The following is a 20,785-nucleotide window of genomic DNA, read 5'->3' on the forward strand; positions in this document are numbered from 1 at the left end:
GGGGTGGCACTGCCTTTATTTATTTTTTCATCTTGTTCATTTCCTCAAAACGATGTAGCGCTTCTAAAAAAGCAATCGCTGTGACCTTTAATCGATTAGTATTTTTAGACTGTTCCATATCCATCAACATTTGGTTGAGCTCATCTCGTTTTTCCTGAGGTAATTGTTGGTAGCGAGATTGCTGCAGTACATTTCGTAATTGTTGGACAATCTCTTTAGGGGTTCCGCTGTACACTACGTCCCTATAGCGGAAAGTCAGCAAATTGTTCCGTGGAGGGCTTTGTCCCATGGAAGACGGTGCATTATTCTTTCGTTTGCCTCGTCCAAAGGTATAGGCGTAGCCAAAAGTGGTCGTAAAATCAGTGGTGTTGCTCTGTACGGTATTTCGGAAAAGTGAAAGTACGTTCAGTGTGAAGTTGTGTCCCTCTTTCCAAGCATAATTGCCTTCCAAACGAAGGTTGTAGAATTGGTTTTGTTGCTCCCCATTCGCAAAGGATGTATTGTAGGAGGCTGAAAAATTGCTGCGTAACTTTTTATCAAAGAATTGTTTGGCAACCCCCAAGGTTGGACCCACGGTAAGTCCTGTATCCGTACCCCCTGCTTTGGTGTACGAGGTGTTGGCCGCCACGGTGATGGCCAGTGATTGTTGTGGATAGCCCAAGGCGTATGAAGCAGAACCGTTATAAAATCGGGTTCCGCTGTTTTCAATGGCCGCACCTTCCTGTTCTTCGTTGGAATCTTGATACACCAGATTGATATTGGCCCTGTCATTTCGGGTTTCGGTCTGTTTTATTAAATAGTTGATGCCCAAATTGGCATTTTTGGAAATCTGCCGATAGTTCAAGGTGTCCAGATTATCCAGTTCGCTTACCCGATTGATGTAGTCGAACTGGTCCCTGATGTTGGTATAGGATTGGAAATTGGAAAAGGAACCGTTGATGCCCAACCTTTCCGTTGGGGCGTAGTTCAGATTGATGGAACTCACCAGTCGCTTCATCGCCGAGGCTTTGGAATCGTCCAAATTGTCTCGTTGCAACCCTGCATTTACCCCAATATTGAGTTTGTTGTCAAAAATGGTCTGTGAGGCATTTACGGTAATATTTTCAAGATCATTGTTGAAATAATAAGCGCCAAAGGTCCTGTAATTCGGGTCTACCCGCTCGTAAGCTCCGCCCAAAGTTCCATTGCCCACAGAATAATCAATGGAAGCATTCAAAGCATTGGTATAATTAGTAGTGATATTTTCATTCAGGAACAATGATAAGATCCCTTTGTCCCCGCTTTCATCGGTTACCCTTACATCTTCCGTAATTCCCGAAACAGCATATTCCACTCTAATATTTATTCTTTCTTTGAGCTGGAAGTCAGTCAAAAGGGAAATCACCATATTATTCTTGGGTGTCAGCCCCAATTCCGTAGGAAAAGGCTCTTGAAGTGAGTTTTCATCATCAAATCCTTTGAAAAAAATCAACCCCACGTCCAATTGATCAAAAGCGTAGGAAGTTTTTAGCCCAAAACCTCTTCGCAAATAAACTGTTTGTTGGTTGGGTTCATCAATATGGTATTCCACAGCTCTCAAAAACCTGCCGCACATGGCACTGACCTTAAATGGTCCCGTGGGAGCGAGGTCGATTCCAACCCCTGTAAATTGGTGGCCACTGAGCGTGTAGGGCGAAAAAGTCATGGCAGCATCACCGATGTGGAGTGTAATCCACTTATAAGAGGGGCTAATACTTAACCGATTAAGCTTGAAAGGACTCGAAAAATCAAAATTTTGATTGGTATAGGCAAAAGAGAGCGGAACATTATAAACTTCCGCTATATTGAAGTTCAGATTTCCATTCAGAAAATAGGTGAATGCTTGACGGTCTACAGTACCTTCATAAAAAACACCATTGGCCGATAAGCTTCCGCTGTAATCAAAGAGTTTTGCTTTGCCCAGTCGGTCCAGGTCGATGCTTTGCGAAAGACCAAGAAAACCACACATAAAAAAAGGAAATAAAAGCCTGTACAATTTAGGTCGGTTAATTCCCCAATGATACTATTTCACATCGTTCTATTTCTTACCCGTTTGACGGATGGGCCTGTTGAACCAATGGTTGCCCCTTTTGAATTGATGGATGATTTAAAAAATATTTAAATCAACAATAAAATTGATGAATTGCATAAGGGAACGTATAGACCAAAAACAAAAATCCCGAGCAAATTGCTCGGGATTTTTTTATTCAATTTATTTCGAAGTTTAGTTAGCTTCCGCAACTACTTCAAAAGGGAATTCTACTACAACTTCCCTGTGCAATCTGATAATAGCCTCGTAAGGACCAGTTCTTTTGATAGCTCCACCTTTAATATTGATGAATTTCCTATCGATTTGTTGTCCTTCTTTGTCCAAAGCAGCAGCAAGGTCGATATTGGTAACAGAACCGAACAATTTATCTCCGGCACCTGCCTTCGCGGCAATCTTAATCTCCAATTGCTTCAACGCATCGGCAATTTTGGTAGCCTCGTCAATAACCTTTTTCTCCTTGTGAGCTCTTTGCTTAAGGTTTTCAGCCAAAACTTTTTTGGCTGAAGGTGTAGCCAAATCGGCCAAACCTTGAGGGATAAGGAAGTTTCTGCCGTAACCGTTCTTTACGGTAACGATATCATCCTTAAATCCCAAATCCTGTACATCTTCTTTTAGAATAAGTTCCATTCTCTGGTGTTTTTTATTTCAACATATCGCCAACATACGGCATTAACGCTAGGTGACGGGCACGTTTAACGGCCTGTGCCACTTTTCTCTGGTATTTCAAAGAAGTACCTGTTAGTCTTCTTGGAAGCAATTTACCTTGCTCGTTCACCAACTTCATCAAGAAATCAGGATCTTTGTAGTCAATATACTTGATGCCTGATTTTTTGAACCTACAATACTTCTTTTGCTTGTTGGTCTCAATGTTAAGCGGGGTCAAATACCTGATTTCCCCGTCTTTTTTTGCTTTTGCTTGTTGCTCAATAGATGCCATACCCTTATGCCTTTGCTTTTAGTTTGTTTCTTCTTTTCTCCGCCCAAGCAATTGCATGCTTGTCCAATTTAACGGTCAGAAAACGCATAATGCGCTCATCTCTTCTAAATTCCAATTCGTAAGGGCCGATGGCCTCACCTGGAGCTTGGAATTCGAACAAGTGGTAAAATCCACTTTTCTTGTGCTGAATGGGATAGGCCAATTTTTTAAGTCCCCAATCTTCTTTGGAGACCATTTTGGCACCATTCTTAATCAAGAAATCCTCAAATTTCTTGACTGTTTCCTCTATCTGTGTTTCAGACAGAACGGGATTCAAAATGAAAACAGTTTCGTAATGGTTCATTATAATATATTTTTAAAGGAGCGCAAAATTAATAATATTTCTTTCTCCTTGCAAGAAAAGTAAAAAAACTTCGTTTAAGTACATGAGTTATCAACATTAAAAACCTTTTAAACCTAAATAACACATATGGCAATTTACACAACAAAATAGACCATGTTTACATCTTTTGTTGCTCTTAACCGTGTTTTTTATGTACTTTGCCGATGATTTAAAACCCTACAAATCACCCCATTCATGAAATTAAAAAGTATAATTGTAGACGATTCTTCCATGCAGCGCATGGCCGTTGCGAAATTGGTCAACAATCACCCACACCTAGCTTTGGTTGCTGAGTACAGCAATGCCATTGAAGCCAAAAATGGCCTAAAAAACCACGATATCGATCTTATCTTTTTAGATGTTGAAATGCCGATTATCAGTGGTTTTGACCTATTAGAGGCCCTAGAGAACCCACCACAGGTTATCCTTATTACCGGTAAACCTGATTATGCACTTAAAGCGTTCGATTACGACGTTACCGATTACCTTCACAAACCCATAACCTTGGCCCGTTTTGAAGCTTCCGTAAAAAGAGCCGTTGCCAAATACGAGCAAATGAACAGGGTAGATGAAGACGAGGAACACATCTTTGTAAAGAGTAACCTGAAAAAACGCAAGGTTATCTTAAACGATATTAAATGGATAGAAGCGTTGGGTGATTACATCAAATTGGTGACCGATGAAGCCAATATTGTAATCCTTTCCACTATGAAATCTTTCGAAAAGCAATTGCCTGACGAAAAATTTCTACGTATTCATAAATCTTACATTGTGAATCTGGAGAAAATCGAGAAATTCAACAGCAAAAATGTTGAGGTAGGGGGCAGACAGATTCCTTTAAGTAGAAACAAAAAGACAGAACTGGCGGAAGCCCTGGCAAACGTATAATTATATGTGGTCCACATTGTAGACCAGTCTTACACTTTTATACTTGGAAATAGCATTAAAGGATTTCTCAATTCTTTTAATGCTATTTTTTGTTTGTGCCAAAGGCTGTTTTTGAGGAATCTTGATCATTATATTTTTCAGATAATCCCTTCGGATTCGAGCCACAGGAGGGTACTCTGGACCAAGAATGTTACGGCCGAGCACATTTCGCAAAGAACCCGCCAACCAATCCGAAGCCTCGTTCAATTTATTGAAATCCTTGTCCTTTAAAGTAATTTTTATGAGCCTCACCAACGGCGGATATTTGAATTGCTCCCTCTCGTAAAACTGTTCCTCAAACATTTTATCGTAATTGTTCGTGGTCACCTGTTGCAATATTTGATGGTAGGGATTGTACGTTTGTATTAGTACTTTTCCCCGTTTCTTCGTTCGCCCTGCCCTACCGGCTACCTGCGTCAACATTTGAAAACTGCGTTCATGCGCACGATAATCAGGAAAATTGAGCATGGAATCCGCATTCATGATGCCTACCAAGCTCACATTTCTAAAATCCAATCCTTTGGTTACCATCTGCGTGCCCACCAAAATATCCATTTCTTGATTTTCAAAAGATGAAATTATTTTTTCATAAGCATATTTGCCACGTGTGGTGTCCAAATCCATACGTCCCACCGAAACATCGGGAAACAACTGCTCTAACTCCTGTTGGATCTGTTCCGTACCAAATCCCTTGTTGTCCAAAGTAGGACTCCCGCAGGCCAAACAGGCCTGTTGCAAGGCCATGTGATAACCACAATAATGACAACGCAGTTGATTTCTGTGTTGATGATACGTTAGACTTACATCACAGTTAGGACATTGTGCCACATGGCCACAGGTAGTGCATTCTACAACCGGAGCGAAACCCCTCCTATTCTGAAAAAGAATAATCTGCTCCCCTTCTTCCAATGCTTCTGTTATCGCTTTAATGAGTATTTCCGAAAAATGCCCCTTCATTCTACGTTTGCGGGTCGCTTCTTTAATATCCACCAAGTTGATATCCGGCATCAATACATCGCCGAACCTATGGACAATGGAAGCATATCCGTACTTTTTTGTTCTGGCGTTGTACATACTCTCAATACTTGGTGTGGCAGAACCCAAGACTATATGAGCCTTGTGCAATGAAGCCAAAACCACGGCGGCATCCCTGGCATGGTAACGAGGAGCAGGGTCAAATTGTTTAAAGGAAGTTTCGTGCTCTTCATCCACGACCACTAGGCCCAACTTGGTAAACGGAAGGAATAAAGATGAACGTGCACCAATAACAATCTGCGCCTTTTCAGCGTTCGCCAACACGTTGTTCCACACCTCTACCCTCTCGTGAATACTATATTTTGAATGATAAACAGCCACTTGATGACCAAAGTAATGTCTCAGTCTATTGATCAATTGTGAGGTCAATGCTATTTCCGGAAGTAAATACAAGGCTTGTTTGCCTTCATCCAAGCATTTTTGAATGAGTTTTACATATACTTCTGTTTTTCCCGATGATGTAACTCCATGCAACAAAACAGGTTTTTTCTCTGAAAAGCCATCATTGATAGCTCCCAAAGCCTGATGCTGATATTCATTTAAATCCACATGTTTGGATGCTTCGGAACGTTCATCAAAGTCGACCCTATCCTTTCGGATGTGGTATTCCTCCAAGATATTTTTATCTATAAGTGCTTTTATCACCGCACGTGAGGCTCCACTCGCCTCTTCCAATTCGGAAAGAGCGATAGGTTTGTTGCTTTTTTTGGATTTCAGCTGAAAAAGGGAAAGCACCACTTGGCTTTGCTTGGGTGCCCTGGTAAGTTCATTCAACAATTCTGCCAGTTGCTGCTCGTCCTCATATTGGTCGGATAGCTTAACGTAGCGGACCAGTTTGGGCTTGTATTGTTCGTACAGCTCTTCTTTTTGAAGCACAACTCCTTTATGGACAAGCGTATTGATAAGCTTCAATACATTTTTCCTATCAACAATGTCACTGACCTCGGAAATTTTTAATGCGGATTGATGCTGCAATGCCTCAAATATCAAAAACTCATCATCCGAAAGCTCTGCTTCGTCTACATCCGTATTTTTGTTGGGCAAAACCAGCGTTTCGCTTTCTAACATAAAAACACTTGGCAGCGCACTTCGGATGACTTCTCCCAAAGTACACATGTAATATTTGGCCACCCATTCCCAATGCTTCAACTGTATTTGGGTCACAACAGGTTGCTCATCAAGAATTTGATAAATTTCTTTGGGTTCGTAGGCCTCGGGAGCATTTTGGTGCACCCTATAGGCCAATGCAGTATATATCTTTGATTTACCAAAGGGAACGGCAACGCGCATTCCCTCTTCTATAAAATCTGCTTCGGCCTGCGAAATTTTATACGTGAAGAGTCTTTCCAAAGGAATGGGAAGAACAACATCCAAAAAATAATCCATACATTAATTCTCTTCTACCCTATGCCATGTTTGGGTCCTGTGCAGAAATGCTAAATATCCTCTGACCTTCAATCGGTTTTTATTCTCCTCGTCCAGCCAGACCTTTCCTCTAAAAGTCATGGCTTGCTCGGGGTCAAACAAGCTATCGCCTTTGTAAACACCGTCTTTGTGTTCCTCGAAATCGTCCATAATCTTCATACCAAGAATGGGCTTGTTCTTTTTGTCGCCATCACATTTGGTGCACAGTGCCCCTTTTTTTCCGTCCTCTAGGATTTCTATCACTTTGGCGTGCAACATACCGTCTTCCTTGTAAATTTCAATAACGGCCTTTTCCACACCGTTACGGTCATCAATAGTCTTCCATTTACCAAAAACACTTTGCGACCATGTTATCTGACAGAGCAAAAAACACACTCCGCATATCCATTTACTCTTCATTCTTTTGCTTTTCATGTCGCTTTTTTAGTGAGTTCAAGGTTGCATTCAGTTCAAAACCCAATAATAAGATATTGGAATTTAACCAAATAAACACCATTAAAATCAATAATCCGCCCAATGCACCATAAAGTTCATTATATCGTGCAAATTTATCCACGTAGATACCGAAAAGATACGATGTAAGGAGGAACAAAAGAGTTGTCATCAAGGCTCCTGCTGAAAAAAAACGGGCATTTCTTCCCTCTGCAGTTCCAAAATAGTACAATATTGCGGTGGTCAAATAGGAGAGGAACAAGAAAAACATCACTTTGGCCAGTTGTATTCCGACCGTATCCCCCTTTTCCACATCGTAACCCAAGGTCTTGCCCAAATACTCGCTGGTGTACTCCACAATGTAGAACTCAAAATACACGAAGGCAACGGCTCCAACAATCAATAAAACGGAAAGAATCAAACCCACCATGAGTGCGTAGGCGTATTGACGAAAAAAGTTGCGCGTAAGCTCTACGTGGTACGAGTTCTCGAACCCGCCAAAAATGGCGTTTACACCATTGGCCACCAAAAAAATGGACAAAATAAAGGCGGATGACAGCAATCCTCCCTGTTTTTGGTCCTTTATTTGTTGATAAATCTCTCCAAAGTATTCACTAGTCGCGGATGGGAGAAAGGATTCCAAGAAATCCAAAAACTGGGCATCAAAATTCTCATTGCCGACACTTACATAAGGAATTATAAAAGGAATCAAGGTCACCAAAAAAATGAGTAGTGGAAATAAAGCCAAAAACAGGCTAAATGCTATGGAACTGGCCCTGGATGAAAGAGTCCCCTTAACAATCCCTAGTAAGTACATTTCAATCAAATCATACAAAGAGAGTCCTTCAAAAGCTTTGAGCCTTATTTTTTTCATCAATCGGACAATCCAATTAATGACAGGTATTTTTTCTAACTGCTCTTCGATGCCTGCTGACATTTAAACGGCTTTTAAGCTTAAATCCATATTATAAACGGAATGGGTGAGCGCACCCGAGGAAATATAATCCACGCCACATTCGGCATATTTTCGAATCGTGTCCTCGGTTATTCCCCCCGAAGATTCAGTGAGGCACCTATCCCCTATTCTTTTGACGGCTTCTCGGGTTTCGTCATAATCAAAATTATCCAAAAGGATACGGTAAACACCATTGGACTTCAATATTTCATCAACTTCATCCAGATTTCTAGCTTCTACTATAATTTTTAGGTTTTTCCCCTTTTTCTCTAAATAATCCTGTGTTTTTTGAATGGCTTTTGTGATTCCTCCTGCAAAATCAATATGATTGTCCTTGAGCATGACCATGTCATAAAGGGCAAACCTGTGGTTTTCGCCACCTCCTATCTTAACGGCCCATTTTTCCAGGGCACGTATGCCCGGAGTTGTTTTTCGGGTATCCAAAATCTTGGTATCGGTACCGTCCAGAAGGGACACAAAATCTTGGGTCTTGGTGGCAATTGCGCTCATACGTTGCATAGCGTTGAGCACGAGCCGTTCCGCCTTTAAAATACTTTGGGAGCTGCCTTCTACATAAAAAACAATATCTCCATATTTAACCTGGGCCCCGTCCTCTATCAAAATTTCCATAGTAAGGTTTGGGTCGACATAATTGAATACTTGTTTGGCAAATGCAACACCTGCGATAATGCCCTCATCCTTTACAAGAAGTTTTGCTCTTCCTTGAGCTGACGCAGGAATACAGGATAAAGAGCTATGGTCGCCATCACCAACGTCCTCTCTTACGGCATTGGCAATGATCAAATCCAGTTCGTTTTGAAATTGTTCTTCGGAAATCATCCTATTGAGCTTTTAACGAAAATAGTAAAAACATTGTTCGTTGTCCATGACTTATGTGCCCATAATTTAAGCTGAAACGTTTATTTTTGGGCATGCAGATTACTTTGATTGCCATTGGAAAAACCGACAAGTCTGAACTTGAAGAACTTATAGCCATTTACGAGAAACGGCTAAAGCATTACATCAAGTTTCAGATGGAGGTAATTCCGGACATCAAAAACCGTAAAAACCTCTCCGAAGCACAGCAAAAGGATAAGGAGGGCGAACTTATTCTAACTCAGCTTCAACCTACGGACACCCTAATTCTTCTAGACGAGAAGGGCAAGCAATATACCTCTGTGGACTTTGCCCAGTTTTTACAGAAAAAAATGAACAGCGGCATTAAAAACCTAGTTTTGGCAATCGGCGGCCCTTACGGTTTTAGTGATGCCGTTTACGCAAAAAGTTCTGGCAAGATAAGTTTATCTAAAATGACCTTCTCTCACCAAATGGTGCGATTGTTCATAGTGGAACAGATTTATAGAGGGTTTACTATTCTCAGGAACGAACCGTATCATCATCAATGAATTGGATAAAAGACCGCTACGCTTTAAGAGACAAGACAAAAGACTTTTTCCTGATTATTTGATCATTACATCTTGACTCTTATGTCTTATGCCTAAGAAACTAGTAAAGCACCCTAAACTTGATGGTGTTCTCAATTTTCTTGAGCGCCTTGATCACATCCTTGTCGTATTCCTTGTCCAAATCAGTGATCACATAACCCACTTCGCTATCGGTAGAAAGGTACTGACCAGAAATGTTCAGCCCGTATTGTGCCAATATTTCATTGATCTTGGCCATGATTCCCGGAACATTTCTATGAATGTGCAAGAAACGATGAGCTTTGTTCTGTTTAGGCAAACGTATATTCGGGAAGTTAACGGCATCCACCGTATTTCCCGTATTGATATAATCCATGATCTTATTTGGCACAAAATCCGCAATGTCGCGTTGAGCTTCCTCGGTACTACCACCAATATGCGGTGTAAGAATAACATTGGAAAGTCCTTGTAACGGGGTTTGAAATTCTCCGTTGCTACGTGGCTCGGAAGGATAAACATCTACAGCAGCTCCTCCCAATTTCCCGCTTTTTAAGGCAGATGCCAGAGCGTCAATATCAACAACGAAACCTCTAGACAGGTTAATGAGCTTTGCACCATCCTTCATTTGGTTGATCTCGCGCTCTCCAATAAAGTTTTTATTGGCCTTATTGTCATCAACATGTAAGGTGACCACATCTGAAACATTCAGCAAGTCTTCCAATGTATTGCATTTAACGGCATTACCAATGGCCAACTGATCGTCGACATCGTAATAATACACCTTCATCCCCATGGCCTCGGCCAAAACGGACATCTGTTTACCAATGTTGCCATAACCTACAATACCTAGGTTTTTTCCGCGAACCTCTTGCGATCCAGCAGCGGTCTTGTTCCACTCTCCATTATGGATTTCCGTGCTTCTTGGGAAAATACTACGCATCAACATAATAATCTGCCCTATCGCAAGCTCCACTACGGAACGGGTGTTGCTATATGGGGCATTGAAGACCACAACCCCTTTTTTCTTACTGTATTCCAAGTCTATTTGGGTAGTTCCGATGCAAAATGCACCTACCACCAATAATTTATCGGCCGCATCCAAAACTTTTTGGGTCACCTGTGTTTTGGACCTGATTCCAAGCACATGTACGCCTTTGATACGCTCAATAAGTTCATCTTCGGAAAGACTGGTTTTGATCAACTCTACTGAAAATCCTTCTTCCGAAAGATTGTCAAAAGCTGCAGTATGAACATTTTCCAGTAAAAGGATCTTGATTCTGTTCTTGGGGTATGATAAGTTTCTTGGCAAATCGTTTATATATAAAAATTCATCTAAATTCGGTGTCACGTGATCGGCATTGTTGGCCGCCTTTTCGCGATGCACGTTTTCGGTGTAGGCGAAAAACTTATGGGCAATTCCGGCCTCGCGCATTACATAATCGCTGTAGCCGTCGCCAATTACTTGGACCTCGCCTTCCAAGCCCAAATTCTTTAAACATTCTATTTTTCCGTTGTGTGCGGCCAAAACATTTGTTTCGTCAAAACCGATAATATTTCCGTCGGCATCAAACTTAAATGTGTTGGCATACACCCTGTCGGATGGAATGTTGTATTCTTCAACAATGGGATCGATAAATTCCTTGAAGCCGCAAGAAATCACATAGATGTCTTCTGCAAACTCATGAAAAAACTGCTTGTTCGACTCTATCGATTTTGAGATTTTTTGCCGGAGCTCTTTTACCAAGTCCTCTAAATCACTCTTATTGGCGCTCAACAACCGAATTCTTCGCTCCAAGGATTCCGTGAAAGAAATATCCCCATCTATTCCTAAATTGGTGATTTTCTGTATCTCCGCCACAATTTCATCTCTTTTTGGATTGCCTTGAAGGGTCATTTCAGCCAAAACATCCAACGCCTCAACACGTGTGAGCGTACTATCAAAATCGAACACATATTTGCGTCCTGTCTCTACCATGGGTCGTTTCAAAAAAAATTAAAGTGTAAAATTAAACATTAATTCTATCCTTAGAATCGGAAGTTGCTAAAAACCTTACACATTTACGGATAAATCAAAAAACTATTACGATTTGTTTTAAATGAGACCCAAAAAAGTGAATTTTTCAATTTCCTTTTCTTAAAACCACCGTCTTGTGAGCTTGCAATAGATGTTATATTCTTGACCAAAGACTTTTTTAAGAGCCTCTTCTTCGGGTTTGATCTGAAAATGGTTCATGTAAGAAACAAAACCCGCTGCAACCAAAGTATTGAACGCGTTTCCCAGATGGAGACCATAGGCCAACAAAAAAAGCAACATGCCCAAATACATGGGGTTACGCGTAAAATTATAGATGCCATTGGTGACCAATTCGGATGCTTTACTTGGATTCAATGGGTCCGTCGTAGTTTTTTTTATTACAAACTGAATCACGGAAATCAAAATTACTGCTATACCAAGACCAAAAAGCACCATCATAAGCCAGTGTTTCCCGAAAAAATCGAACTCACCAACCGGTAAGAATCTGTCCAAAACATACATAAAACCTCCAAAAATCAACATCACCAAAGCAGGTGGCACTTTCATTTTCATAGAAACTTGCTTAAAACTCGAAATTACTACTTTTGAAACTCAAAATAGAACCCTTTTTGATTTGAAATTAGTTTTTGCCACGCATAATGACCATAAGTTGAAGGAAGTTCAACAATTGCTTCCCAAAACCATTGAACTATTATCCTTAAAGGATATTGAGTGCTTCGACGAAATTCCAGAAACCGGAGATACCCTTGAGGAAAACGCCAAAATCAAGGCGGATTTTGTAACCCGCACCTATGGTTTGGATTGCTTTTCGGACGACACAGGTTTGTTGGTCGATGCCTTGAATGGAGCTCCAGGAGTCTACTCCGCAAGATATGCAGGGGAACAAAAGAATGCCGAGGATAATATGACTAAGTTATTATCCGAGTTGGAAGGTGAAAACAACCGCTCAGCACACTTTAAAACCGTGGTTCATTTAAACCTAAAAGGCGAAAGTTTCACATTTGATGGCATTGTTGAAGGACAAATTACCTCGGAACAGTATGGAGAAGGTGGTTTTGGCTACGACCCCATTTTTAAACCTGATGGTTACGACAAAACCTTTGGGGAACTGTCTCACGAGACCAAAAACGCTATCAGTCACCGAGGTAGGGCCGTACAAAAATTGGTGGAGTTCTTAAAAAAGAAGGCAACTTAGCTTGCACCGATCAAAATAAGTGTACCTTTGCCGCTTTATTAACGCCGCCGGTATGGGCAAGGTGTTGTGATGGGCTTGAACGGGAAATACTAAAAATCGCTCTATACAACACAAACATATTTGCGATTTAAGGTATTTACACCGCTATGACAAAATTTGAAGCCTTGGGGTTGGACAAACCCCTATTGGATGCTATTTCCGACCTTGGATTTGAATCCCCCTCTGAAGTACAAGAAAAATCAATCCCAATTCTATTAGATCAAGAAACCGATTTGGTTGCCTTGGCACAAACAGGAACAGGTAAAACCGCTGCGTTTGGATTTCCAATGATCCAAAAGATCCAATCGGAAAGCAGAACCACTCAAGGATTGATCCTCTCTCCTACCAGAGAACTCTGTTTACAGATTACCAACGAACTAAAACTTTATTCCAAATACGTAAAAGGACTTAATGTTGTCGCTATTTATGGTGGCGCCAGCATTACGGAACAGGCCAGACAAATAAAAAGGGGGGCTCAAATTGTTGTGGCAACCCCTGGTCGTATGAAAGACATGATTGGCCGAAACATGGTGGACATCTCCAAAATTGACTACTGCGTATTGGACGAGGCCGATGAAATGTTGAACATGGGCTTCTATGAAGATATCAAGGACATTTTGTCCAATACTCCTCAAGAAAAATTTACGTGGCTTTTTTCAGCGACCATGCCCAAGGAAGTGGCCACAATCGCTAAAAAGTTTATGCACAAGCCTGTTGAAATTACTGTGGGAACAGTAAATGCAGGTGCTTCAACCGTACAACACGAGTATTATGTGGTAGGTGGCCGTGACCGCTACGCTGCCCTTAAACGTTTGGCAGATGCCAATCCAGGTATTTTCTCCGTTGTGTTCTGTAGAACCAAAAGAGACACCCAACGTGTTGCCGAAAAATTGATTGAAGATGGTTACAATGCCGGTGCTTTGCATGGTGATTTAAGCCAAAATCAGCGTGATTTGGTAATGAACTCCTTCCGTAAAAAGCAAGTGCAGATGTTAGTTGCTACGGACGTTGCTGCACGAGGTATCGATGTGGATGATGTAACCCACGTAATCAACTATCAATTACCTGACGAGATTGAAACCTACACCCACCGAAGTGGACGTACAGGACGTGCCGGGAAGTCTGGAATTTCCATGGTCATCATTACTCGTTCGGAATTGAGGAAAATCAAGGCCATTGAAAATAAAATCAAGCAGGATTTCATCAAGAAAAATATCCCTGATGGTATTGAAATCTGTGAAATCCAATTGTACCACTTGGCCAACAAGATCAAGGATACCAAGGTCAATCAAGAAATTGACAGCTACCTTCCTGCCATTAACGATGTTTTGGAAGGTATTGATCGCGAAGAGCTTATCAAAAAAATATTCTCCGTAGAATTCACTCAATTCTACAATTATTATAGTAAGACCAAAGACCTTAATAGTCAAGATGCCGATAGAGGAAATGGTACATCCAAAGGTGATATACCAACGGAAGGTTCCGTTCGATACTTTATCAATGTTGGGGAGCGCGATGGTTACGATTGGATGAGCCTGAAAGATTTCCTTCGTGATACCTTAAACTTGGAAAAAGAAGATGTCTACAATGTGGATACCAAGGATTCTTTCTCCTTTTTTAATACAGATGCCCAGCTTACTGAATTTATCCTTCAGACCTTCACCGACTTTAAACTGGAAGGACGCTTCATAAATGTGGAAGTTTCCAAAAATCCAGGCGCTGGCGGAGGTGGAAAAGGCGGCAAAAAACGTCGTGGTCGTAAAGGCGGTGGCGGCGGTAACCGAAGAGGTGGTAACAAGTCATATAAAGGAGGAAAAAAAGGTGGCTACGGTAAAAAAGGAGGTAAGAAAAAACAGGGCTTTTATTAGTTAATTCTATATTAAATGGTAAGTCCCTACTATTTATTTTTCTTTGTTTAGTATTTTTATACCTACAAAGATTGCATGAGAAGAGTACTACTTATACTATTGTCCCTATTTCCATTACTTGGTGTATCGCAAATTGAAGGCGATGAAGCTCAGGAGGTAAGGGATTTTACCGCTACGGTAATCAATGCCCAAACGGAATATCCCTTGGAAAGTGTGCACGTGGTTAACCTTAATCAAGTTAAGGGAACCATTACCAATCAGGATGGTAAATTTACCATTCCTGCTGCGGTAAACGATACATTGTACTTTTCCTATCTTGGTTTTAAAACCCAGAAAGTAAGGGTCACCAACGACATGTTTCGATTCGGAGATACGGAAATTGCGTTGACCGAACTGGCCTATGCACTCGAAGAAGTGGTAGTAACCCCGTATCAGCTTACCGGGTATTTGGAAATAGATGTAAAGAACCTTCCGGTAAACAATGCATACCAATACAGTATTTCCGGACTGAACACCAGTTACGAGGCCGGTAACAAAAGCCCCAGTGCCGTTACCAAAGTGCTGGGCGCTATTCTTAACCCTGCCGACTTGTTGCGCAACCTTTTTGGCAAAAAGCCAAGGCAGATGCGCAAGCTTCGCCAAATCAAGGAAGATGACAATATTCGCGACCTTTTGGCTTCAAAATTTGATAGGGAAACCTTGACCGAACTGCTTCAATTGGAAAAAGTGGACATAGAGGACATTCTCAACAACTGCAACTATTCAAAATCCTTTATTAAAACAGCGAACGATCTTCAAATTTTAGATGCGATTTCGAGCTGCTACGAAGAATATAAAGTACTTAACCGTACTCAATAATCACCACGATAATATTAGTCTCGGGTTGTTTAAAGTGGATATAAATAAATTTTATATTTACCAAGGCATTTTATAGCTTTAAACAAATTCCCAATTCATGAAAAAACTCCTTGTTGTTTTGTTCTCGATACCCTTATTTATTGGCTGCAAAAAAGTTAAAAAAGAGCAGGAAATTACACAGGTAGTTGTGGAGGAAACCCCTAAAAAAGAGGTGCCTTTTGTTTGGGAAGGTGCCAATATTTATTTCTTGTTGACCGATCGCTTCAACAATGGAAACCCCAACAACGATATCAACTTTGACCGAACCGAAGAAACCGCAGTATTGAGAGGTTTTGAAGGTGGCGATATTCAAGGAATCATCAAAAAAATTGAAGAAGGATATTTTACCGATCTGGGCATCAATGCCATTTGGTTTACCCCAATCGTAGAGCAAATTCATGGAGGAACCGATGAAGGGACGGGAAAAACCTATGGTTATCATGGGTATTGGACCAAAGATTGGACGGCTATCGATCCTAATTTTGGGACCAAAAACGACCTTTCAAAACTTGTGGCAACAGCCCATAGCAAAGGTATTCGGATAATCTTGGACGTAGTGCTCAACCATACGGGTCCAGTTACGGACAAAGACCCTGTTTGGCCAGACGATTGGGTAAGAACCGGACCCACTTGTGAATTTACAACCTATGAGAACACCACGGAATGTACGCTTGTAGCAAATTTACCCGATATTCTTACCGAATCGGATGAAGATGTGGAACTCCCAGACGCACTTTTGGCAAAATGGAAAGATGAAGGCCGTTTGAGCAAGGAACTCGATGAGCTCCAGCTGTTTTTTGAGCGCACAGGCTATCCAAGGGCCCCGCGCTACTATATTATCAAATGGCTTACAGATTACATTAACGAATTTGGGGTTGACGGCTTTCGAGTTGACACCGTAAAACATGTCAACGAAAATGCTTGGGCCGACCTCCATAAAGAAGCGGACTACACTTTTGAAATGTGGAAAAAGAAACATGAAAACAGTGTGTTGGACGACAATCCTTTTTACTTGGTCGGGGAAGTCTACAATTATGGCATATCCAGTGGAAGAGATTTTGATTTTGGGGACAAAAAAGTGGATTTCTTTGATTATGGGTTCAAAAGTCTCATCAACTTTGAGTTGAAGAACGATGCGGACAATGATTATGAGACCATCTTCAAAAAATATAGTAAACTGCTGCACACAAAGCTCCAAGATAAAAGTGTACTCAATTATTTGACCTCACATGATGATGGCTCCCCTTATGATAAAGATCGTTCCAAACCCTATCGTTCGGCAAATGTATTGCTGTTGACCCCCGGGGCTTCACAGGTATACTATGGTGATGAAACCGCACGCAGCTTGACCATTGAGGGAGCAGAAGGAGACGCTACCCTACGCTCCTTTATGAACTGGCAGGATTTGGACAGCATGCCCGAAACCAAAAAAATACACAAACACTGGCAAAAATTGGGGCAGTTTAGGGCCAATCACCCCGCTATCGGTGCCGGCAAGCACAAACGTTTGGCCAAAGCACCCTATGTGTTTTCCAGAACATATGAAAAAGGAGATTACCGCGATAAGGTGGTTGTCGGGTTGGATTTACCTAAAGGTAAAAAATCGCTATGGGTCAAAGGGTTCTTTGGCGATGGTACCAAACTGTTCGACACTTACTCTGGCACAGAAGTAACGGTGACCAATGGAAAGGTTATTCTGGAAAATGATTTTGATATTGCCCTGCTGGAACTGGTTGAGTGATCTTTATTGTCTAGAATGAAGTGCAATTCGATTGCCCTCTGAATCCAAAAACACGGCCATATAACCTATTTCCTTGTTTATTTGGGTCTTGGACTGAACAATTTTTCCGCCGTTCTGTTCAATACGGTCAAGTTCGTTCTGAACATCCAAGCTATTAAAGTATATCAATGTTCCCACACTATCACTGGGTTTGTACCAATCCTTGTTTTGGATTAACGAACCTGCAGCCCCAGGTTTTCCATGATCCGCAGGAAACCAGCCCATTTTTGTGCCCCCAAAATCCTGTAAACTTATCTCTACCTTAAAAACGGCTTCATAAAACGTTTTGGCTCGTTCCATATCTGCAACCGGAATCTCGAACCAACCAACCATATTGTATTCCATAACTCAATTGCTTTCTAAAATTTCTTTCAAACTTGCCAATCCTTCTTCAAAATCCTTTCCCACGGCCTTATCCATGCTCATGAACAGCATCATAATACTCATTGGGAATACATTCTTTCCTGAAAAACCCCAGATAACCTTGGTTCTATCACTGCCGACCTCTACGGTTTCTATATAAGCATCCGATGTGGATTTAAACGGCTTTAAAAACCTGAGTTCGGTTTCAATACGTTTGCCTTCAACAATTTTGGTTATTTCCTGCTCCCCTTCTCCTACTTCTTTATTCCCTTTCCAATAGCTAATTGCACCCACTTGACCATCTGTTCCTGTAAATTCCTGATGCATATTGGGGTCACGTTTTCCCCATGGCGACCACTTATCCTGATTTTTTAAAGATTTGAGATATTCAAAAACAACATTTTTGGGCCGTTTAATTTCGATGGAACGGGAAACATTATAGTTTTTTGGTGCAATGGCGGCCAGCAGAAGTACCAAGGCCAGTACCGCTACGATAATATAAAGGACTAACATAATTACGTAATTGATTGATTAACAACTAAAAGTACAAAAATAATTTACTCTACCAGATATCTTTTTATGATACCATTGACGTCCTTTATCGATTTTTTGGTCCAATCCAACCGTTTTTCAAGCATCTCTATATCAGATAATTGCCAATCCACATGGGAATTCCGCACTTTTTGGGCCAGTTGCTGTATGATGATAGCTGCGGATACGGAAACATTCAAACTCTCCGAAAAGCCCACCATCGGGATTTTTAAAAACCCATCTGCTTGTTGCATAACCTCTTCGGACAATCCCTTTCTCTCAGTTCCAAAAAAGATGGCGCATTTTTGTTTCGGAAAAAAATCGGGAAGCAATGTGGAATCGTTGTGGGGCGTGGTAGCGATAATTCGATAACCATCTTCCCTCAATGTAGAAATACAATCCGTAACCGTTTTATAACGATACACATCCACCCATTGTTCGGCTCCCATGGCAATATTCTTGTCCAAACGTTTGCCAAAACGATTTTCTACCACATGAAGGTCCTGCACGCCAAAGGCATCACAGCTGCGTAGAATGGCACTGGTATTGTGTAGTTGATACACATCTTCAACTGCAATGGTAATATGTCGCGTTCGTTGTTGAAGAACATCCAAAAAACGTTGTTTGCGTTCTTCTGTGAGGTAAGTTTCCAGATATGTCAACAAATCATCATCAAACATAAAACCAAGATAGGAAAAATTGGAATTTCTATTTCTTGAAAGATGGAATTGCTATCTTAGGTTCTGCCATTAATTGACAAGCATTAAAAACTTAATGAGAAAACTCATATTTATCCTGATTTTCCTTTGCGGTTTCTCTGCAATATTTGCCCAAAATTCGATACAAAACAACAATGTTTACAATATTCAGGACAGCGTATCCATACCAACCCGTGACTATATTGATATTTCTGCAACAATAGTCCAAAACAAAAAGAACAAGACGCCTCTGCCCGCAATACTATTTTACACCACTTATCACCAGGGGGAATCGGACCAATACTTTGCTAAACTATCTGCGGACAAGGAATATGTTGGTGTGGTTGCCTATGCACGTGGAATAAGGACGGATGTAAAGAATTATGCGCCTTATGAACATGAAGCTACAGATATTTATGACATCATTGAATGGATAAGCAAGCAACCGTGGTGCAATGGAGATGTTGGTATGTACGGCGGAAGCTACACCGGTTTTTCGCAGTGGGCAGCCATGAAGAGCCCCCACCCTGCATTAAAAACCATTGTTCCACAAGTAGCTGTGATGCCGGGGTACGACACTCCCATGGAAAACAACGTACAAATGAATCTAGGCCTCTACTGGCCCCATGCCAATATCTACAAAAAGGAGCCTATAAGAAGAAGTCTGCCTTTTGAATGGTTTGAAAGCGGCATTGCTTTTAAAAGCATAGACAGCTTGGCCGGATATAAAAATCATATTTTTCAAAAGTGGTTATCACACCCAGCATACGATGAGTACTGGCAATCCATGGTACCTACACCAGAAGAATATGCCAATATCGACATACCCATTTTAACGACAACCGGCTACTATGATGACTCACAAGTCGGGGCTCTCCAGTACTTTAAAAATCATAATAAGTACAATATAAATCCTGAACACTATTTGGTGATAGGCCCATATGATCATTGGGGCGCCCAACGAAAACCATCCCAAGACCTGATGGGCTATAAAATCGATAGCGTGGCCAACATCAATATGATGGAATTGGCATATAGCTGGCTGGATTATATTTTAAAGGGCAAAACCAAGCCAGAAATTTTAAAGGACAGGATAAACTACCAGGTAATGGAAACCAATCTCTGGAAACATGCGCCTTCCTTGGGAAAAATAAACAACGATACCTTGACACTTTATTTGGATGATACTTCTTTGAATACCCAGAAACCACAGAAGAAGTCATTCAAAAAACAAACCGTGGACTTTGCCGATAGAGAAAATCAAAATAACTATTACACGCCTCAAATTATTTTTGATTCTCTTGATGCAAGCGGGGGACTTATCTTCAAAACCTTACCTTTTGAAACAGAATTTTCTATAAATGGCTCATTTAGCGGAAACTTGTCCGTAACCATAAACAAAAAGGATATGGATGTTTCTTTGGCCCTGTACGAGCTAATGCCAAATGGAAATTACTTTTTTATTACACGTTATGTCGGTAGGGCAAGTTATTCTCAAGACCCTACAAAAAGGAACCTTTTGGTTCCCTATCAAAAAGAAAATATAGCTTTTGCCAATACACGATTTGTAAGTAAAAAAATTGGTAAAGGCAGCCAACTTGTTATATTGCTTAATATTAACAAACACCCTTTTGAGATTATAAACTACGGTTCCGGTAAACCTGTTTCGGAAGAAACCATAAAAGATGCGCATGAACCATTGCAAATAGACTGGCATAATGATAGTTACATAAAACTCCCCGTGTGGAAAAATCATTAAAGACCCAGTTGACAAACAACAAACAAGAAAATCAC

Annotated in this window: 20 protein-coding genes; 7 read left to right on the forward strand and 13 right to left on the reverse strand. The window is 41.0% G+C overall.

Annotation, left to right across the window (positions count from 1 at the left end; all coding sequences use genetic code 11):
* Positions 1 to 19: 19 nt before the first annotated feature.
* The 4 genes from GUA46_RS09180 to rpsF all read right to left on the reverse strand — a co-directional run bounded on the left by GUA46_RS09180 (position 20) and on the right by rpsF (position 3,348).
* A complete protein-coding gene (locus GUA46_RS09180) occupies positions 20 to 1,987 on the reverse strand; it encodes a hypothetical protein (RefSeq protein ID WP_176620239.1) in 1,968 nt (655 codons plus the stop codon).
* Positions 1,988 to 2,242: 255 nt separating this feature from the next.
* The gene (rplI, locus tag GUA46_RS09185; protein ID WP_108244678.1) at positions 2,243 to 2,695 is read right to left on the reverse strand and encodes a 50S ribosomal protein L9; all 453 of its coding nucleotides are present in this window, start codon (positions 2,693 to 2,695) and stop codon (positions 2,243 to 2,245) included.
* 13 nt (positions 2,696 to 2,708) lie between these two features.
* Entirely contained in the window at positions 2,709 to 3,005 is a 297-nt protein-coding gene (gene rpsR / locus GUA46_RS09190; RefSeq protein ID WP_106145737.1) for a 30S ribosomal protein S18, read from the reverse strand.
* Positions 3,006 to 3,009: 4 nt separating this feature from the next.
* Positions 3,010 to 3,348 (reverse strand): 30S ribosomal protein S6, encoded by a 339-nt coding sequence (gene rpsF / locus GUA46_RS09195; RefSeq protein ID WP_014031369.1) that lies wholly within the window; start codon positions 3,346 to 3,348, stop codon positions 3,010 to 3,012.
* A 234-nt stretch (positions 3,349 to 3,582) separates the two neighbouring features.
* Here rpsF and GUA46_RS09200 point away from each other — a divergent pair, with 234 nt between their 5' ends.
* A complete protein-coding gene (locus GUA46_RS09200; RefSeq protein ID WP_108244677.1) occupies positions 3,583 to 4,275 on the forward strand; it encodes a LytR/AlgR family response regulator transcription factor in 693 nt (230 codons plus the stop codon).
* Here the strand turns inward: GUA46_RS09200 and priA are convergent, their stop codons facing one another.
* Genes priA through nadC form a run of 4 tightly spaced genes read right to left on the reverse strand, consistent with a single transcriptional unit; the run spans position 4,276 to position 9,001 of the window.
* The gene (priA, locus tag GUA46_RS09205) at positions 4,276 to 6,735 is read right to left on the reverse strand and encodes a replication restart helicase PriA (protein ID WP_176620240.1); all 2,460 of its coding nucleotides are present in this window, start codon (positions 6,733 to 6,735) and stop codon (positions 4,276 to 4,278) included.
* 3 nt (positions 6,736 to 6,738) lie between these two features.
* Positions 6,739 to 7,188: a DUF2147 domain-containing protein gene (locus tag GUA46_RS09210; RefSeq protein WP_176620241.1), complete on the reverse strand. Its 450-nt coding sequence runs from the start codon at positions 7,186 to 7,188 to the stop codon at positions 6,739 to 6,741.
* Positions 7,163 to 8,143, reverse strand: coding sequence for a YihY/virulence factor BrkB family protein (locus tag GUA46_RS09215; protein ID WP_176620242.1), 981 nt, complete (start codon positions 8,141 to 8,143; stop codon positions 7,163 to 7,165). Before GUA46_RS09215 ends, GUA46_RS09210 begins: the two co-directional genes overlap by 26 nt.
* Positions 8,144 to 9,001: a carboxylating nicotinate-nucleotide diphosphorylase gene (gene nadC, locus GUA46_RS09220; RefSeq protein ID WP_176620243.1), complete on the reverse strand. Its 858-nt coding sequence runs from the start codon at positions 8,999 to 9,001 to the stop codon at positions 8,144 to 8,146.
* A 92-nt stretch (positions 9,002 to 9,093) separates the two neighbouring features.
* Here nadC and rlmH point away from each other — a divergent pair, with 92 nt between their 5' ends.
* On the forward strand, positions 9,094 to 9,567 hold the full coding sequence (gene rlmH, locus GUA46_RS09225) for a 23S rRNA (pseudouridine(1915)-N(3))-methyltransferase RlmH (protein WP_176620244.1): 474 nt from the start codon (positions 9,094 to 9,096) through the stop codon (positions 9,565 to 9,567).
* Between the two features lie 100 nt (positions 9,568 to 9,667).
* Here rlmH and serA read toward each other — a convergent pair whose 3' ends face one another.
* Together serA and GUA46_RS09235 are read right to left on the reverse strand one after the other, a co-directional pair.
* Positions 9,668 to 11,560, reverse strand: coding sequence for a phosphoglycerate dehydrogenase (gene serA, locus GUA46_RS09230; RefSeq protein ID WP_176620245.1), 1,893 nt, complete (start codon positions 11,558 to 11,560; stop codon positions 9,668 to 9,670).
* A 159-nt stretch (positions 11,561 to 11,719) separates the two neighbouring features.
* A complete protein-coding gene (locus GUA46_RS09235; protein ID WP_108244670.1) occupies positions 11,720 to 12,172 on the reverse strand; it encodes a methyltransferase family protein in 453 nt (150 codons plus the stop codon).
* 61 nt (positions 12,173 to 12,233) lie between these two features.
* Here GUA46_RS09235 and GUA46_RS09240 point away from each other — a divergent pair, with 61 nt between their 5' ends.
* The 4 genes from GUA46_RS09240 to GUA46_RS09255 all read left to right on the forward strand — a co-directional run bounded on the left by GUA46_RS09240 (position 12,234) and on the right by GUA46_RS09255 (position 17,360).
* Positions 12,234 to 12,815: a non-canonical purine NTP diphosphatase gene (locus GUA46_RS09240; RefSeq protein ID WP_176620246.1), complete on the forward strand. Its 582-nt coding sequence runs from the start codon at positions 12,234 to 12,236 to the stop codon at positions 12,813 to 12,815.
* Positions 12,816 to 12,961: 146 nt separating this feature from the next.
* Entirely contained in the window at positions 12,962 to 14,722 is a 1,761-nt protein-coding gene (locus GUA46_RS09245; protein ID WP_176620247.1) for a DEAD/DEAH box helicase, read from the forward strand.
* A 75-nt stretch (positions 14,723 to 14,797) separates the two neighbouring features.
* Positions 14,798 to 15,580, forward strand: coding sequence for a carboxypeptidase-like regulatory domain-containing protein (locus GUA46_RS09250; RefSeq protein ID WP_108244667.1), 783 nt, complete (start codon positions 14,798 to 14,800; stop codon positions 15,578 to 15,580).
* 97 nt (positions 15,581 to 15,677) lie between these two features.
* Entirely contained in the window at positions 15,678 to 17,360 is a 1,683-nt protein-coding gene (locus tag GUA46_RS09255) for an alpha-amylase family glycosyl hydrolase (protein ID WP_176620248.1), read from the forward strand.
* Positions 17,361 to 17,363: 3 nt separating this feature from the next.
* On the opposite strand, the gene GUA46_RS09260 is transcribed toward GUA46_RS09255, so the two are convergent.
* From GUA46_RS09260 to GUA46_RS09270, 3 genes are read right to left on the reverse strand one after another with little or no spacing between them, the layout of a single operon-like run.
* On the reverse strand, positions 17,364 to 17,744 hold the full coding sequence (locus GUA46_RS09260; RefSeq protein WP_176620249.1) for a VOC family protein: 381 nt from the start codon (positions 17,742 to 17,744) through the stop codon (positions 17,364 to 17,366).
* A 3-nt stretch (positions 17,745 to 17,747) separates the two neighbouring features.
* Entirely contained in the window at positions 17,748 to 18,275 is a 528-nt protein-coding gene (locus GUA46_RS09265) for an SRPBCC family protein (protein WP_108244665.1), read from the reverse strand.
* Between the two features lie 44 nt (positions 18,276 to 18,319).
* Entirely contained in the window at positions 18,320 to 18,973 is a 654-nt protein-coding gene (locus tag GUA46_RS09270) for a TrmH family RNA methyltransferase (RefSeq protein WP_108244664.1), read from the reverse strand.
* 94 nt (positions 18,974 to 19,067) lie between these two features.
* Between GUA46_RS09270 and GUA46_RS09275 the strand changes: the two genes are divergently transcribed.
* Entirely contained in the window at positions 19,068 to 20,750 is a 1,683-nt protein-coding gene (locus GUA46_RS09275) for a CocE/NonD family hydrolase (RefSeq protein WP_176620250.1), read from the forward strand.
* Positions 20,751 to 20,785 lie beyond the last annotated feature (35 nt).

This window comes from Flagellimonas chongwuensis (genome assembly GCF_013376415.1).
GTDB classification, from domain to species: Bacteria; Bacteroidota; Bacteroidia; order Flavobacteriales; family Flavobacteriaceae; genus Flagellimonas; species Flagellimonas chongwuensis.

Bases quoted from the DNA above. Each gene is read 5' to 3' on its own strand.
- GUA46_RS09260 (WP_176620249.1), bottom strand. From the start codon at position 17,744: ATGGAATACAATATGGTTGGTTGGTTCGAGATTCCGGTTGCAGATATG.
- GUA46_RS09250 (WP_108244667.1), top strand. From the start codon at position 14,798: ATGAGAAGAGTACTACTTATACTATTGTCCCTATTTCCATTACTTGGT.
- serA (WP_176620245.1), bottom strand. From the start codon at position 11,560: ATGGTAGAGACAGGACGCAAATATGTGTTCGATTTTGATAGTACGCTC.
- priA (WP_176620240.1), bottom strand. From the start codon at position 6,735: ATGGATTATTTTTTGGATGTTGTTCTTCCCATTCCTTTGGAAAGACTC.
- GUA46_RS09255 (WP_176620248.1), top strand. From the start codon at position 15,678: ATGAAAAAACTCCTTGTTGTTTTGTTCTCGATACCCTTATTTATTGGC.
- GUA46_RS09180 (WP_176620239.1), bottom strand. From the start codon at position 1,987: ATGTGTGGTTTTCTTGGTCTTTCGCAAAGCATCGACCTGGACCGACTG.
- GUA46_RS09270 (WP_108244664.1), bottom strand. From the start codon at position 18,973: ATGTTTGATGATGATTTGTTGACATATCTGGAAACTTACCTCACAGAA.
- GUA46_RS09210 (WP_176620241.1), bottom strand. From the start codon at position 7,188: ATGAAAAGCAAAAGAATGAAGAGTAAATGGATATGCGGAGTGTGTTTT.
- nadC (WP_176620243.1), bottom strand. From the start codon at position 9,001: ATGATTTCCGAAGAACAATTTCAAAACGAACTGGATTTGATCATTGCC.
- rlmH (WP_176620244.1), top strand. From the start codon at position 9,094: ATGCAGATTACTTTGATTGCCATTGGAAAAACCGACAAGTCTGAACTT.
- GUA46_RS09265 (WP_108244665.1), bottom strand. From the start codon at position 18,275: ATGTTAGTCCTTTATATTATCGTAGCGGTACTGGCCTTGGTACTTCTG.
- GUA46_RS09235 (WP_108244670.1), bottom strand. From the start codon at position 12,172: ATGAAAATGAAAGTGCCACCTGCTTTGGTGATGTTGATTTTTGGAGGT.
- GUA46_RS09245 (WP_176620247.1), top strand. From the start codon at position 12,962: ATGACAAAATTTGAAGCCTTGGGGTTGGACAAACCCCTATTGGATGCT.
- GUA46_RS09275 (WP_176620250.1), top strand. From the start codon at position 19,068: ATGAGAAAACTCATATTTATCCTGATTTTCCTTTGCGGTTTCTCTGCA.
- GUA46_RS09215 (WP_176620242.1), bottom strand. From the start codon at position 8,143: ATGTCAGCAGGCATCGAAGAGCAGTTAGAAAAAATACCTGTCATTAAT.
- rpsR (WP_106145737.1), bottom strand. From the start codon at position 3,005: ATGGCATCTATTGAGCAACAAGCAAAAGCAAAAAAAGACGGGGAAATC.
- rplI (WP_108244678.1), bottom strand. From the start codon at position 2,695: ATGGAACTTATTCTAAAAGAAGATGTACAGGATTTGGGATTTAAGGAT.
- rpsF (WP_014031369.1), bottom strand. From the start codon at position 3,348: ATGAACCATTACGAAACTGTTTTCATTTTGAATCCCGTTCTGTCTGAA.
- GUA46_RS09200 (WP_108244677.1), top strand. From the start codon at position 3,583: ATGAAATTAAAAAGTATAATTGTAGACGATTCTTCCATGCAGCGCATG.